General features: G+C 63.3%; 15 protein-coding genes. 11 read left to right on the top strand and 4 right to left on the bottom strand.

The window, feature by feature from the left end:
* Window positions 1-105 precede the first annotated feature (105 nt).
* The 8 genes from HU749_RS21710 (at window position 106) to HU749_RS21675 (ending at window position 6,443) form a co-directional block, all read left to right on the top strand.
* Entirely contained in the window at window positions 106-1,131 is a 1,026-nt protein-coding gene (locus HU749_RS21710) for an NAD(P)H-dependent glycerol-3-phosphate dehydrogenase (RefSeq protein WP_041476079.1), read from the top strand.
* A 30-nt stretch (window positions 1,132-1,161) separates the two neighbouring features.
* Entirely contained in the window at window positions 1,162-1,509 is a 348-nt protein-coding gene (locus tag HU749_RS21705; RefSeq protein WP_018610128.1) for a DUF4389 domain-containing protein, read from the top strand.
* On the top strand, window positions 1,506-1,958 hold the full coding sequence (gene sixA, locus HU749_RS21700) for a phosphohistidine phosphatase SixA (RefSeq protein WP_018610129.1): 453 nt from the start codon (window positions 1,506-1,508) through the stop codon (window positions 1,956-1,958). The genes HU749_RS21705 and sixA overlap by 4 nt, the downstream gene beginning before the upstream one ends.
* A gap of 52 nt (window positions 1,959-2,010) precedes the next feature.
* Window positions 2,011-2,454, top strand: coding sequence for a hotdog fold thioesterase (locus HU749_RS21695; protein WP_014339563.1), 444 nt, complete (start codon window positions 2,011-2,013; stop codon window positions 2,452-2,454).
* Between the two features lie 297 nt (window positions 2,455-2,751).
* Entirely contained in the window at window positions 2,752-3,546 is a 795-nt protein-coding gene (locus tag HU749_RS21690; RefSeq protein WP_079304269.1) for an alpha/beta fold hydrolase, read from the top strand.
* Window positions 3,543-4,394 (top strand): alpha/beta hydrolase, encoded by an 852-nt coding sequence (locus HU749_RS21685; RefSeq protein ID WP_095963524.1) that lies wholly within the window; start codon window positions 3,543-3,545, stop codon window positions 4,392-4,394. The genes HU749_RS21690 and HU749_RS21685 overlap by 4 nt, the downstream gene beginning before the upstream one ends.
* Window positions 4,395-4,523: 129 nt before the next feature.
* On the top strand, window positions 4,524-5,342 hold the full coding sequence (locus tag HU749_RS21680) for a DUF4892 domain-containing protein (RefSeq protein WP_046063635.1): 819 nt from the start codon (window positions 4,524-4,526) through the stop codon (window positions 5,340-5,342).
* Between the two features lie 63 nt (window positions 5,343-5,405).
* Entirely contained in the window at window positions 5,406-6,443 is a 1,038-nt protein-coding gene (locus tag HU749_RS21675; RefSeq protein ID WP_014339559.1) for an AI-2E family transporter, read from the top strand.
* Window positions 6,444-6,657: 214 nt separating this feature from the next.
* Here the strand turns inward: HU749_RS21675 and xopAW are convergent, their stop codons facing one another.
* The 3 genes from xopAW to HU749_RS21660 all read right to left on the bottom strand — a co-directional run bounded on the left by xopAW (window position 6,658) and on the right by HU749_RS21660 (window position 9,435).
* On the bottom strand, window positions 6,658-7,497 hold the full coding sequence (xopAW, locus tag HU749_RS21670) for an EF-hand domain-containing protein (RefSeq protein WP_046063637.1): 840 nt from the start codon (window positions 7,495-7,497) through the stop codon (window positions 6,658-6,660).
* Between the two features lie 136 nt (window positions 7,498-7,633).
* Complete coding sequence (locus HU749_RS21665; protein WP_046063638.1) at window positions 7,634-8,677, bottom strand: HAMP domain-containing sensor histidine kinase; 1,044 nt, start codon at window positions 8,675-8,677, stop codon at window positions 7,634-7,636.
* Window positions 8,677-9,435 (bottom strand): response regulator, encoded by a 759-nt coding sequence (locus HU749_RS21660; RefSeq protein ID WP_014339556.1) that lies wholly within the window; start codon window positions 9,433-9,435, stop codon window positions 8,677-8,679. Before HU749_RS21660 ends, HU749_RS21665 begins: the two co-directional genes overlap by 1 nt.
* Before the next feature lie 289 nt (window positions 9,436-9,724).
* On the opposite strand from HU749_RS21660, the gene pyrF reads away from it, so the two are divergent.
* The gene (gene pyrF / locus HU749_RS21655; protein WP_161798359.1) at window positions 9,725-10,423 is read left to right on the top strand and encodes an orotidine-5'-phosphate decarboxylase; all 699 of its coding nucleotides are present in this window, start codon (window positions 9,725-9,727) and stop codon (window positions 10,421-10,423) included.
* Window positions 10,424-10,545: 122 nt separating this feature from the next.
* On the opposite strand, the gene HU749_RS21650 is transcribed toward pyrF, so the two are convergent.
* On the bottom strand, window positions 10,546-11,550 hold the full coding sequence (locus HU749_RS21650; protein ID WP_053189650.1) for an NADP-dependent oxidoreductase: 1,005 nt from the start codon (window positions 11,548-11,550) through the stop codon (window positions 10,546-10,548).
* A 226-nt stretch (window positions 11,551-11,776) separates the two neighbouring features.
* Here HU749_RS21650 and HU749_RS21645 point away from each other — a divergent pair, with 226 nt between their 5' ends.
* On the top strand, window positions 11,777-12,538 hold the full coding sequence (locus HU749_RS21645) for an SDR family oxidoreductase (protein WP_046063641.1): 762 nt from the start codon (window positions 11,777-11,779) through the stop codon (window positions 12,536-12,538).
* Window positions 12,539-12,743: 205 nt separating this feature from the next.
* Window positions 12,744-14,132: an aminotransferase-like domain-containing protein gene (locus tag HU749_RS21640; protein WP_079302237.1), complete on the top strand. Its 1,389-nt coding sequence runs from the start codon at window positions 12,744-12,746 to the stop codon at window positions 14,130-14,132.
* Window positions 14,133-14,222: the final 90 nt, after the last annotated feature.

Below are 14,222 nucleotides of genomic sequence, written 5' to 3'. Positions count from 1 at the left end.
GTCAGCTTCCTACAACTGGTGGTAATTGTTGCCGGGGCTGGTCGCGCTCTGGCCGCTCCGTATAATGCCCCGCATTGCCACTTGGTATGGAAGAACGGATTGCATATGACTGAACAGCGCCCGATTGCGGTCCTGGGGGGCGGGAGTTTCGGTACCGCCGTGGCTAACCTGCTGGCTGAGAATGGTCACCCGGTGCGCCAGTGGATGCGTGACCCGGAGCAGGCCGAGGCCATCCGGGTCAACCGCGAGAACCCGCGTTACCTCAAGGGCATCAAGATCCGCCCGGAAGTGGAACCGGTGACTGACTTGCAGGCAACCCTGGAGGGCAGCGACCTGTTCTTCGTCGCCTTGCCGTCCAGCGCCTTGCGTTCGGTGCTGGCACCCTACGCCGAGCGCTTGAGCGGCAAGCTGTTGGTGAGCCTGACCAAGGGCATCGAAGCCCAGACCTTCAAGCTGATGAGCGAGATTCTCGAAGAAATCGCGCCCAAGGCTCGGATCGGGGTGATTTCGGGGCCGAACCTGGCGCGGGAAATCGCCGAGCACGCGCTGACCGCCACCGTGGTCGCCAGTGAAGATGAGGAACTGTGCCAACGGGTCCAGGCGGCGCTGCATGGCCGCACCTTTCGGGTCTACGCCAGTGCCGACCGCTTCGGTGTGGAGCTGGGCGGGGCGCTGAAGAACGTCTATGCCATCATCGCCGGCATGGCGGTGGCGCTGGGCATGGGCGAGAACACCAAGAGTATGTTGATCACTCGCGCACTGGCGGAAATGACCCGCTTTGCCGTCAGCCAGGGCGCCAATCCGATGACCTTCCTGGGGTTGGCGGGTGTGGGCGACCTGATCGTCACCTGTTCCTCGCCCAAGAGCCGCAACTATCAGGTCGGTTTTTCCCTCGGCCAAGGCTTGAGCCTTGACGAGGCCGTGTCGCGCCTGGGTGAAGTGGCCGAAGGGGTCAATACCCTCAAGGTGCTCAAGGCCAAGTCCCAGGAGGCCGGGGTGTACATGCCGCTGGTCGCCGGGCTGCATGCGATCCTGTTCGAAGGGCGCACGCTTGAGCAGGTGATCGAGTTGTTGATGCGTGGCGAACCGAAGACCGACGTCGATTTCATTTCCACCAGCGGTTTCAACTGAACCGCTATTGACCGCAAGCAGGAGCGAGCCATGAACGATCCGCAAGGGCAACCCCAATACGAATCCATCCTGCTGCGTGTGCTGTGGATGGTGATTTATCTGCTGGTCTGGCAGGTGGCGCAATTCATCCTCGGCGCCGTGGTGCTGGTGCAATTGATCTATCGGCTGATCTACGGCGCACCCAGTGCCAGCCTGATGAATTTCGGCGACAGCCTGAGCCAGTTCCTGGCCCAGATCGGCCGTTTCGGCACCTTCCACAGCGACCAGAAACCCTGGCCGTTCGCCGATTGGCCGACCCCGCGCACGCCGGAAGGTGAAGCGCCTCACGCCGTGGCGCCGGCCGCGCATCCTGTCCGGGACGAGGAGCCGAAGCTATGAAATTGTGGGTGTTGCGTCATGGTGAGGCCGAGCCGTACGGTGCCCGTCCCGATCCGGAGCGGGCCCTGACGGCACACGGTCGCGAGGAAGTGTTGCGCAGTGCCGCGCAATTGATCGGCCAGCCCCTGACCGCCATTTACGTCAGCCCCTACCTGCGGGCCCAGCAGACCGCGCAACTGGTGCGCGAAGCACTGGGTTTCGAGCCGGAGTTGAGAACGGTCGACTGGCTCACGCCAGAAACCCGGCCGCAAAAAGTCCTGGAACGCCTCGAGGATCAGGACAACGTGCTGCTGGTCAGCCATAACCCGTTGGTGGGCAGCCTGCTGGGCTTTCTGCAGCACGGTCATCTGCAACACCCCGAGCAAGTGCAAACCGCCGGCCTGGCTGAGCTGGAAGGCGACATGCCGCTGGCCGGGGCGCTGAAGCTCAAAGGGATCAGGCATCCCTGAACCGGTCGGTTGCAGGACTGGACAAAACAATAATCACACAGGAAGGGCAACGATGAGTCTGTGGCGCACCACCCCCAACATCGAGCAACTGAACGCCGCCGGTAGAAACACCATCAGCGAAGTGCTGGACATTCGTTTCGAGTCTTTCGACGACGAATCCCTGACCGCCAGCATGGTGGTCGATCATCGCACCCACCAGCCGTTCGGCCTGCTGCATGGCGGTGCTTCGGTGGTGCTGGCCGAAACGGTCGGGTCCATGGCCGCCTATCTCTGTGTCGATGCCAGCAAGTTCTATTGCGTGGGTCTGGAGATCAACGCCAACCACCTGCGCGGCGTGCGCAGCGGACGGGTAACCGCCACCGCGCGGATGGTTCACCTGGGCCGTACCACCCAGGTCTGGGACATCCGCCTGGTCAATGATGAGGGCAAGGTCAACTGCGTGTCGCGCCTGACCATGGCCGTGGTGCCGCTGGGCGAGCAACCGCCGGCGCGTTGAGACATGAATACATGTTTGTGACTGATGGACAGCTCTTGTGGCGAGGGAGCTTGCTCCCGCTGGCCTGCGAAGCAGGCCCAAAACCAGGCGACGCGGTGTGCCAGGCTAACCGCGTCGATGGGTTTAGGGGGCCGCTTCGCAGCCCAGCGGGAGCAAGCTCCCTCGCCACAGGTTTTCATCGCTCATACAACCCCATAGCCCAAGCCCGACTGTCATCATTCCTGTCAGTTACGGTCATTGCCGTGCCGTCGGGTTCTGCGGACAATCTGCCCCAGTTCCCCCAATGGATCGGCTGTCATGTCGCAACAGATTTTCTTCGCCCACGCCAACGGTTTTCCCTCGGCCACCTACGGCAAGTTGTTCGCCGCGCTGGCGCCGCAGTACCAGGTCGCGCACCTGGAGTTGCACGGCCATGACCCACGTTTCCCGGTGGACGATAACTGGCACAACCTGGTGGACGAACTGATCCATCACCTGGAACAGCAACCGGCGCCAGTGTGGGGCGTCGGTCACTCCCTGGGCGGCGTGTTGCACCTGCACGCGGCGTTGCGCTGCCCCGAGCTGTATCGTGGCGTGGTCATGCTCGATTCGCCGGTGCTGACCCGTACCGACCAGTGGGTGATCCTGGCCGCCAAACGCCTGGGCTTCATCGACCGCCTGACGCCGGCGGGCCGGACCCTGGGGCGGCGTGAAGAGTTCGCTGACCTGGAATCGGCCCGGCAGTATTTTGCTGGCAAGACCCTGTTCCGCGGTTTTGACCCGGAATGCTTCGACGCCTACCTGCAACATGGCCTGCAACAAGTCGGCGACCGACTGCGGCTGCGCTTCGATCCGGCCACTGAAATCAGCATCTACCGTGGCGTGCCGCACACCAGCCCAGGGCGGCCCCGTAAGCTCAAGGTGCCGCTGGCCGTGGTGCGCGGCCGGCAGAGTCGCGTGGTGATGCGGCATCACACCCGTTCGGTGGGGCGCATGCTCCATGGCGAATCCCTGAGCATGCCCGGCGGCCACATGTTCCCCCTCGAACGTCCACAAGACACCGCCAATCTGCTCAAGAACCTGTTCCAGCGTTGGGAAGGGCGCAGCGCATGAGTGTGGTCGAGGAGGTCCGCCTGAGCCTGCCTCACATCGAACTGGCGGCCCACCTGTTCGGCCCGGAAGACGGACGGCCGGTGATTGCCCTGCACGGTTGGCTGGACAACGCCAACAGCTTCGCCCGCCTGGCGCCCAGGCTCGAGGGCCTGCGGGTGATTGCCCTGGACATGGCCGGCCACGGTCACTCCGGGCATCGGCCGCCCGGTGCCGGGTATGCCCTCTGGGACTACGCCCACGATGTGCTGCAAGTCGCCGAACAACTGGGCTTGAAGCGTTTCGCCCTGTTGGGGCATTCCATGGGCGCCATTGTGTCGCTGGTGCTGGCCGGCTCTCTGCCGGAGCGGGTGACGCACCTGGGTTTGATCGACGGGGTGATTCCTCCTACAGCCAAAGGCGATAACGCGGCCGAACGCATGGGCATGGCCCTGCAAGCCCAGTTGGATCTGCAGCAAAAACGCAAGCCGGTCTACAAAACCCTCGAGCGGGCCATCGAAGCGCGGATGAAAGGGCTGGTGGCGGTCAGCCGCGAGGCCGCCGAATTGCTGGCCCAGCGCGGCCTGATGCCGGTGCCCGGGGGCTATACCTGGCGCACCGACAACCGCCTGACCCTGCCATCGCCTTTGCGCCTGACCGATGAACAGGCCATGGCGTTCGTGGCGCGGGTCGCTTGTCCGACGCATCTGGTGGTGGCAGCCGACGGCATGCTGGCCCAGCACCCGGAATTGCTGGAGCGTCTACCCTTCAGTCATGAGCAGTTGCCCGGCGGTCATCATCTACACCTGAACGACGAGGTCGGCGCCGCGCTTGTAGCAGACTGTTTCAATCGGTTCTTCACCGCTCCTTGACTTGTGTCGGGCAACTGTCGAGGCTGGGCGGGTTGAAAGGGAGACAACCATGACAGACCTCCGTTTGCCAGCCTCGCGGTGCATCGACGGTGCCCGTTGCGTCCAAGCCTCCAAGGCCAAGCCGATCCGATGAAATTATCCGTTCACTCACTCGTCCTGCTGGTGCTGGCCTGCTTCAGCCCGGTGTCGTTCGCCGTCGATGTACCGGGCAGTCGCGATCTGGAGCGTGTGCCGCGCATGCCCGACGCGCAGATTGTCGATTACCGGCAAACCAGCGACCTGGAACGCGTCTACCCCATGGGCTCGATCCGCAAGATCAGCGGCCAACTGCGCTTCGACGGCCAGGTCGATGCCCGTGGGAATGTCACGTCGGTCACCTACGAACTGCCGCCGGAACATTCCGCCACCCAGGCCTTCACCGCGGCGCGCGAAGCGCTGCAGAAACAAGGTGCCGAGCTGTTGTTCTGGTGCCAGGCCCGCGATTGCGGCGAAAGCAGCCTGTGGGCCAACGAGGTCTTCGGCAATGCCAAGCTCTATGGCGCCGACAACGGCCAGGCCTTCCTGTTGCTGCGCCTGGCGCCACCGGCGGACAACACACTGATTGCGCTGTATGCCATCACCCGCGGCAATCGCAAGGCCTACCTGCATGTCGAGCAGTTCGAGGCGAACGCACCGCTGGGGGACTTGCTGCCGACATCGGCCACGCTGTTGCGCCAGCTCAAGGACACCGGGGTCCTGGATTTTCCGCGTCTTGCCGGCGAGCCAGACGACAGCTGGTTGCGTCTATTGTCCCGGGCGCTGAACCTGGACACGGGCCTGCGGGTCAGTATCGCCGGGCCCCGGGCCGAGGACTGGCTTGAGGCGCTGGCGGGCCAGGGCGTCCGGGCGGCGCGCATGGAGGCCGCCAGCGGCGAGGCGCCGGGATTGCACCTGGAGCTGCTGCGCTAAGCTGTCTCGGGGCAGCGGGTTCACACCGTTGCCCCGGTACTGTTCATTTTTTCGAGACCCTACATGCTCAATAACGATCGGCTGTTGGTGCAGATCCTGCTCCTGGTGTTGTTCGGCGCAAGCCTCTGGGTCATGGCGCCGTTCTGGTCGGCGCTGTTCTGGGGGGCAGTGCTGGCTTTCGCCAGTTGGCCGCTGATGCGCCTGCTGACCCGCTGGGTCAATGGCCGCGAATCCCTGGCGGCGGCATTGCTGACGATGGGCTGGATGCTGCTGGTGGCGGTGCCGCTGGTGTGGCTGGGGTTCAACCTGGCCGACCATGTACGCGATGCCACGGCGTTCATCAAGGATGTGCAGGTCGACGGCTTGCCGCAAGCCCCCGACTGGCTGGCCGGCGTGCCGCTGGTGGGCGGACGGCTGGTCGGCATCTGGAACAGCATCGACCAGCAGGGTGCGGCAATGATGGTGTCCATCAGGCCGTACCTGGGGCAAGTCGGCAACTGGCTGTTGGCGCGCAGTGCGCAGATTGGTGGTGGCATACTCGAGCTGACCCTGAGCATCGTGTTCGTGTTCTTTTTCTATCGCGACGGCCCGCGCCTGGCGGTGTTCGTCCACGGGTTGCTGGAGCGTCTGATCGGCGACCGTGCCGGTTACTACATCGAACTGGTGGCCGGTACCGTGCAACGAGTGGTCAACGGCGTGATTGGCACCGCGGCGGCCCAGGCCGTGCTGGCGCTGATCGGTTTCCTGATCGCCGGGGTGCCGGGAGCGCTGGTGCTGGGCATCGTCACATTCCTGCTCAGCCTGATTCCCATGGGGCCACCGTTGGTGTGGATCCCCGCCACGGCGTGGCTGGTGTGGAAGGGTGAGTACGGGATGGCGGTGTTTCTTGGCATCTGGGGCACGTTCATCATCAGCGGCGTGGACAACGTGCTCAAGCCCTACCTGATCAGCCGTGGCGGAAACCTACCCTTGGTCATCGTGCTGCTGGGGGTGTTCGGCGGGTTGATCGCCTTCGGTTTCATCGGCCTGTTCATCGGCCCGACCTTGCTGGCGGTGGCGTACAGCCTGTTGACGGACTGGAGCAAAAGCCAGGCGCGGTAACCCCGGCAAGCCCAAGGCCTTGTGGCGAGGGAGCTTGCTCCCGCTGGGTTGCGCAGCGACCCCAAACCAATCACTTCGATCTACCTGACACACCGCGTTGTCTGGCTTTAAGGGCTGCTGCGCAGCCCAGCGGGAGCAAGCTCCCTCGCCACAGGGTTATCGTCGATCAATCAACCGCGAACCTGGCTCCCGAAGGGCCAGGTGTACGGATGAATCAGGTCGCCACGTTCAGGTGTTTCCCCACGGTGGCGACGTTATCCAGCGAGTATTGTCGGCTGAGGTTGGCGATCATTCTGTTCAACGCCTCGCTGACATTGGCCTGCTCGGTGGAGCTGTCGCTGCGGCGACCGGCCTGCAAGGCGCTGTTGAACTCGTCGCTGTCGACCCCGCCACTGCTGTCGCTGTCGAGTGCTTCCATCAGCATCGCGCTGGTGTCGGTGCTCGTGGACGTACCGTTGCTGGCCTGCAAGGCGCTGCTCAGTTCGCTGGCGGTGACGGTGGCGTCGCCATCGGCATCGAGCTGGCTGAACAGCTCTTCACTGGAGGCCTGTTGCGGCGGTGGCGGTGGTGCGAGGCTGGCGGCGAGTTCGTCAAGGCTGACGGTGCCGTCTTCATTCTTGTCCAGCGCCGAGAACACTTGCTGGCTGTCGGCATCGCTGCCGGTGCTGGCCAGGCCGTTGCTCAACTCATCGCTGCTGACCACGCCGTCACCGTCGGCGTCCAGGGCGCTGAGCAGCGCATCGGCCAGTTCGGTATTCGGCGCCTGGTCCTGTGGCGGCGGGGGCGGCGGTGCCATCGCGGCCATTTCCTCGCTGCTCAGGTCACCACTGTCGTCACTGTCCAGGTCGCTAAAGTTGTCGCTCAGGCTGACCAGGATGCCATCGTCGCTTTTTTGCGACAGGGCGCTGCTCAACTCTTCCTGATTGACCGAACCGTCGCCGTCGCTGTCGAGCTTGCTCAGCAGGTCCTTTTGAAACTGCTGGCTGCGGGCGCTGCTGGTTGCGGTACTGCTGGTGCTGGTATAGGTCGAGTAACTGCTGACGCTACCAATCATGGGCGCTCTCCTTGGGCTGGGATAGCCGGTGGGTGCACCGGCTTATGCAGCCTCGGCGGGGCAGTTGTCGTGGGTGTGTGGAGTTTGTACCGAGAGAAATACACAGCGTTCGCTCCCACAGGGGAGATAAGAGGGCTTAGAGACGAGGCAGGCTGATCACCGCCGTCAACCCACCCCCCGGTGTCTCTTCCAGGGTTAATTGCCCGCCCAGGCGTTCGCTGGCTTCCCGGGCGATGGTCATGCCCAGGCCGACGCCGCCGGAGTTGCGGTTGCGCGAGCCTTCAAGGCGAAAGAACGGCTCGAACACCGCCTCGCGTTTGTCCGCTGCAATACCGGGACCGTGGTCGATGACTCGAATCAGCACCTGCTTATGTTGGTCCTCCAGGCTAATCAAGGCATGGCCGGCGTAGCGCAGGGCATTGTCGATGAGGTTGTTGAGGCACGAACGCAGCGCCATCGGTTGCACCTGCAGCGGCGCGCAGGTACCGCTGACCTGCACATCGGCGCCCTGGTCCTGGGCGTTTTCGCTCAACGATTCCACCAAGGCCTGCACGTCCATCCATTGCAGCGCTTCACTGGTGCGCTGTTCGTGCAAGTAGGTGAGGGTGGCATCGAGCATGTCGATCATGTCGTCCAGGTCCTGGCGCATCTGGCCTTGCAGCTTGATGTCATCAATCTGCTCCAGGCGCAACTTGAGCCGCGAAAGCGGCGTGCGCAGGTCATGGGACACCGCGCCGAGCATGCGCGAACGCTGCTGTACCTGCTCGCGGATCCGCTTCTGCATCAGGTTGAACGTATGGGCCGCCTGCCGCGCTTCACGGGGGCCGTTTTCATCCAGCGGCGGGCTGTCGAGGTTTTCGCTCAGGCGCTCGGCCGCATCGCTCAAGCGCTGGATGGGTCGGGTCAGGAGCTTGGCGCCGTACCAGGCTGCAATAATCAGGAACACGAACTGAAAGGTCAGTGGCACCACTGGGCCACCGAACCAGGGCCGTGGAGGGCGGTTAGGGGGCGGGCCGAAGCGCGGGGGGCCTTCGGCTTGCCGGGAAAATTCCGGCGGAGGCCCGGAAGGTGGTCTGTCGTATTGAGAAAACCAGGCAAACGCCAACAGATGCGCCAGGACAATCGCCAGCAGCAGCACACCGAACAGGCGGCCGAACAGGGAGTCGAGGCGCAGTTGCATCAACCGATGTCCCGCGCGTCGAACAAGTAGCCCTCACCGCGCACGGTCTTGATCAGTTGCGGGGCCTTGGGGTCGTCGCCCAGCTTCTGGCGCAGGCGCGATACAAGCAGATCGATGCTGCGGTCGAACGCCTCGATGGAGCGCCCGCGAGCCGCGTCCAGCAGTTGTTCACGGCTGAGCACCCGGCGCGGCCGTTCGATGAAGACCCACAGCAGGCGGAACTCGGCATTGGACAGCGGCACCACCAGCCCGTCGGCCGAGATCAGTTGGCGCAGCACGCTGTTGAGCCGCCAGTTGTCGAAACGGATATTGGCCCGATGCTCGGTGCGGTCGTCGCGCACCCTGCGCAGGATGGTCTGGATGCGCGCCACCAATTCCCTGGGTTCGAACGGCTTGGCCATGTAGTCATCGGCGCCCAGCTCCAGGCCGATGATGCGGTCGGTGGGTTCGCAGCGGGCGGTGAGCATCAGGATCGGGATGTCCGATTCGGCGCGCAGCCAGCGGCACAGTTGCAAGCCATCTTCACCCGGCAGCATCAGGTCGAGCACGACCACGTCGAAGTGCTCGGCCTGCATCGCCAGGCGCATGGCAGCGCCGTCGGTCACGCCGCTGGCGCGTATGCTGAAGCGGGCCAGGTAATCGATCAGCAGCTCGCGGATCGGCACGTCGTCATCGACGATCAGCGCGCGGGTGCTCCAGCGCTTGTCATCGTCGGGCACTTTTTGATCGTCAGAATTTGCAACAGGGGTGTTCTGCATGGATGCATCATCTGCCAGGTAGGCTGCCAACCGCAAAGAAGGCGGCGAGGTTGAGCCCTCAGCATAGGCTTCGTGCCGCGAAGCGTGAAGCGCTGAAAGGACGGGTTGCGGCGGCGGACGGTAGCGTGTCGACGTGTTGTACGCATGTCATGAGTGTATCCGCTTCGACACAAAGTCCGGTATCGTCCATGCTGCAGGGGGACGATGAGATTTACCGATCATCGGGTCCCGCACGGGCGCTCGTTCCGCTACAATGCGCGCCGATTTCGACTTGCCTGAGAGCCCGCTCATGTCCGCCTGCCAGACGCCCATTATCGTCGCCCTGGATTTCCCCACCCGTGACGCCGCCCTGAAGCTGGCCGACCAGTTGGACCCCAAGCTTTGCCGGGTCAAAGTCGGCAAGGAACTGTTCACCAGTTGCGCTTCGGAAATTGTCGGGACCCTGCGTGACAAGGGTTTCGAAGTGTTCCTGGACCTGAAGTTCCACGATATCCCCAACACCACCGCCATGGCCGTCAAGGCTGCCGCGGAGATGGGCGTGTGGATGGTCAACGTGCATTGCTCCGGTGGCCTGCGCATGATGGCGGCCTGCCGTGAAGTGCTGGATCAGCGCAGCGGCCCGAAACCGTTGCTGATCGGCGTGACCGTGCTGACCAGCATGGAACGCGAGGACCTGGCCGGGATCGGCCTGGACGTCGAGCCCCAGGAGCAGGTGCTGCGGTTGGCGGCGCTGGCGCAGAAGGCCGGCCTGGACGGTCTGGTCTGTTCGGCCCTAGAGGCCAGCGCCCTGAAGGCGGCTCACCCGTCGCTGCAATTGGTGACCCCGGGGATTCGTCCGGCGGGCAGCGCCCAGGACGACCAGCGTCGCATCCTGACCCCGCGCCAGGCGCTGGACGCCGGTTCCGATTACCTGGTGATCGGTCGCCCGATCAGCCAGGCGGCCGATCCGGCCAAGGCGCTGGCGGCGGTCGTGGCCGAACTGGCCTGACCTGACACCGAAGATCCCTAATGTGGGAGCGAGCTTGCTCGCGATAGCGGTGTGTCAGTCAATATCAATGTTGACTGACACGGCCCCATCGCGAGCAAGCTTGCTCCCACAGTTGTTTTGTATCAGACCTTGAGTACGAGTTTCCCGAAGTTCTCCCCACTGAACAATTTGGTCAGCGTCTCGGGGAATGTCTCCAGCCCTTCGACAATGTCTTCCTTGCTCTTGAGCTGCCCCTTGGCCATCCAGCCGGCCATTTCCTGCCCAGCGGCGGCGAACTGCGCGGCGTAGTCCATGACCACGAAGCCTTCCATGCGCGCCCGATTGACCAGCAGCGATAGGTAGTTGGCGGGACCCTTTACCGCTTCTTTATTGTTGTACTGGCTGATGGCGCCGCAAATCACCACGCGGGCCTTGAGGTTCAAGCGGCTGAGCACGGCATCGAGGATGTCGCCCCCGACGTTGTCGAAATACACATCGACGCCCTTGGGGCATTCGCGCTTGAGGCCGGCGTGGACGTCTTCGTTCTTGTAGTCGATGGCGCCGTCGAAGCCCAGTTCATCGATCAGGAACTTGCATTTGTCGGCCCCGCCGGCAATGCCCACCACGCGACAGCCTTTGATCTTGGCGATCTGCCCGGCGATGCTGCCCACTGCACCGGCGGCACCTGAGAGCACCACCGTCTCGCCAGCCTTGGGTGCGCCGACGTCCAGCAGGGCGAAATAGGCCGTCATGCCCGTCATGCCCAGTGCGGACAAGTAACGGGGCAACGGCGCCAGTTTCGGGTCGACCTTGTAGAAACCTCTTGGCTCGCCGAGGAAATAATCCTGCACGCCCAATGCACCGTTGACGTAGTCCCCGACCGCGAACCCCGGGTTGTTCGAGGCAATCACTTGGCCGACACCCAATGCCCGCATCACTTCGCCGATGCCGACGGGTGGGATATAGGACTTGCCCTCGTTCATCCAGCCGCGCATGGCCGGGTCCAGGGACAGGTATTCGTTCTTCACCAGGATCTGGCCGGCTGCTGGCTCGCCCACCGGTACTTGCTGATAGGTGAAAGTCTCGCGGGTCGCCGCGCCTACCGGGCGTTTGGCGAGCAGGAACTGGCGATTGGTCTGGGCAGTCATGACGGGCACTCAAGATGAATGAAGTCTTGTTGATAGACCTTCGAAGCGCTTGCCGCAAGGTTTGCTGACATAGCGAATGCAGTTCGATCCAACACAGTGATAGTTCGCCCAGTGGCTTTATCACTGGCGCCCATGAATGCACAAACGGCAATTGGATAGTGCTGCCGCGTCCTCGGAACCTGTGACTAGACTGGCGGCATCTCCCGCATTCTTCGAGGAACTGACAATGAGCATGACGTTTTCCGGACAGGTCGCCGTGGTAACCGGTGCCGCCGCAGGCATCGGCCGGGCCACTGCCCAGGCGTTCGCGGCAGAGGGCCTGAAAGTGGTGGTGGCCGACCTGGACGTGGCGGGCGGCGAGGGCACGGTGCAGTCGATTCGTGATTCGGGCGGCGAAGCGGTGTTCGTGCGCTGCAACGTGACGTTGGAAAGCGATGTGCAGCACCTGATGGACGAAGTGATCAAGACCTACGGACGTCTTGACTACGCCTTCAACAACGCCGGGATCGAGATCGAGAAGGGCAAGTTGGCCGACGGTACCCTCGATGAGTTCGACGCGATCATGGGGGTCAATGTGAAGGGCGTCTGGTTGTGCATGAAGTACCAGTTGCCATTGCTACTGGCCCAGGGCGGCGGCGCGATCGTCAACACGGCCTCGGTGGCTGGCCTGGGCGCCGCGCCGAAGATGAGCATCTATGCGGCGTCCAAGCATGCTGTGATCGGCCTGACCAAATCGGCCGCCATCGAATACGCCAAGAAGAAAATCCGCGTGAACGCGGTCTGTCCAGCGGTGATCGACACTGACATGTTCCGTCGTGCCTATGAGGCGGACCCGAAAAAAGGCGAGTTCGCCAATGCCATGCACCCGGTGGGGCGTATCGGCAAAGTCGAGGAAATCGCCAGCGCTGTGCTGTATTTGTGCAGCGATGGCGCGGCCTTCACCACGGGCCATTCCCTGGCGGTGGACGGCGGCGTCACAGCGTTCTGAGGACACGCCCCTCAGCTTGTAGGACGAAGCCCGCACTGGTTGCGGGCTTTTTCGTGTGGGGCCGAAAAAGCCTCGGAACGGCCCCTCATTGTGTTTCAAAGGGTGAGAATCGGCGGTTTTGGCGGCGTTGGCGTACATCGTCTCCTAGCGGCCTGTGCTTAACTGTTTCCGGAAATAAAACAAACGCTTAGGAGTTTGGTTACTCATGGAGTTGAGAATCGACCGACAGGCCCTGGTGCCTGTCGTGCAGCAAATCGTCGACGCGCTGACCGGCTGGATCCGACAGGATGCGGTGCAACCGGGGACTCGGCTGCCGTCCGTCCGCCAACTGGCGCGGGAGAACCTGCTCAGCCAATCCAGCGTCAATGAAGCGTGTGAACGCCTGGTCGCTCAAGGCCTGTTGGCGTCCCGCCATGGTTCCAGCTTTTTTGTCGCACCACCCCCTCCACCCGAGCCCGAGCCCACCGATCAGAATCGACAGCAGGACGCGCTCGCTGAAGGGGGCGACAGCCCGCAATGGGAACTGAAGCTGGGGTGTGGCGGGCTGCCCGAGAGCTGGCGTGAAAGCGATGACCTGGGCTATGCGATCCGTCAGGTCACCCGCACCGACATGGCGGGATTGTTCAACTACAGCACGCCGTTGGGGCTGCCCGCCCTGCGTGAGCAACTGTCCAGGCGCCTGAAGCAATTCAATATCGAGGCCGGTAAAGACCTGATCCTGACCACCACCGGGGCGACCCATGGGCTGGACCTGATCGTACGGACCCTGTTGCCGCCGGGTTCCTGCGTGGTGGTGGAGAGTCCCGGTTATTCAAGCCTGTTCGACCTGCTCAGGTTGCACAACATCGACATGATCGAACTGCCCAGGACCCCGCGCGGTCCGGACGTCGACGCGCTGCAAGACCTGCTGGCGAGGCACCGGCCCACTGCGCTGTTCGTCAACAGCGCCTGCCATAACCCGACCGGCAGCAGCCTGGCTCCGGCCGTCGCTCAACGGCTGCTGCAATTGACGAAGGAACATGCCGTGCTGGTGATCGAAGACGATGCCTATGGCGATTTCCAGAGCTCGGCACGGACCCGGCTGGCGGCGCTGGATGCCGACGTGGTCTACGTGGGCAGTTTCTCGAAAACCCTGAGCAGTTCGTTGCGCGTCGGTTTCGTGGTGGCCGGGCCGTCCATCATTGCGCGCCTGAGTGAGGTCAAGGGTATTACCAGCATGGGTGGCTCGCGGTTCTGTGAGTCGGTCCTTGCCTGCCTCCTGGCCAATGGCGCCTATCGCAAGCTGGTACAGCGCCAACGGCAGCGTCTGGGCGCCGATATGGCGGCGCTGTTGCAGGTACTGGAGGACGCCGACTGGGAGGTCTTTGGCAAACCGGCCGGGGGGCTTTTCATCTGGGCAAGACCGCCATTGTGTGACTACGCTGGAGTGCAGCGTCTGGCCAGGCGGTTCGGCGTGCTGTTGTCTTCGCGTACCGCGTTCAGCCCTTCGGGCGCCGACAGCGACTGGCTACGGATCAATGTGGCCTATGCCCGTGACCCCAGGGCGCTGGCGTTCTTCCGGGCCGCGGCTCTGGATCGACCTCGAGTGTCCTGAAAACGACGCGGCTGTAGCTTTTTGCCATTATTCCGACGCCAGCATCTTGTGTTGCAGGGCGTCTCGTTGCGAATCTGCAATCAACACACA

This window comes from Pseudomonas ogarae (assembly GCF_014268695.2).
GTDB lineage: Bacteria > Pseudomonadota > Gammaproteobacteria > Pseudomonadales > Pseudomonadaceae > Aquipseudomonas > Aquipseudomonas kilonensis.
The sequence above is the reverse complement of the archived record's forward strand: the minus strand, read 5'-3'. Positions and strand labels throughout refer to the sequence as shown.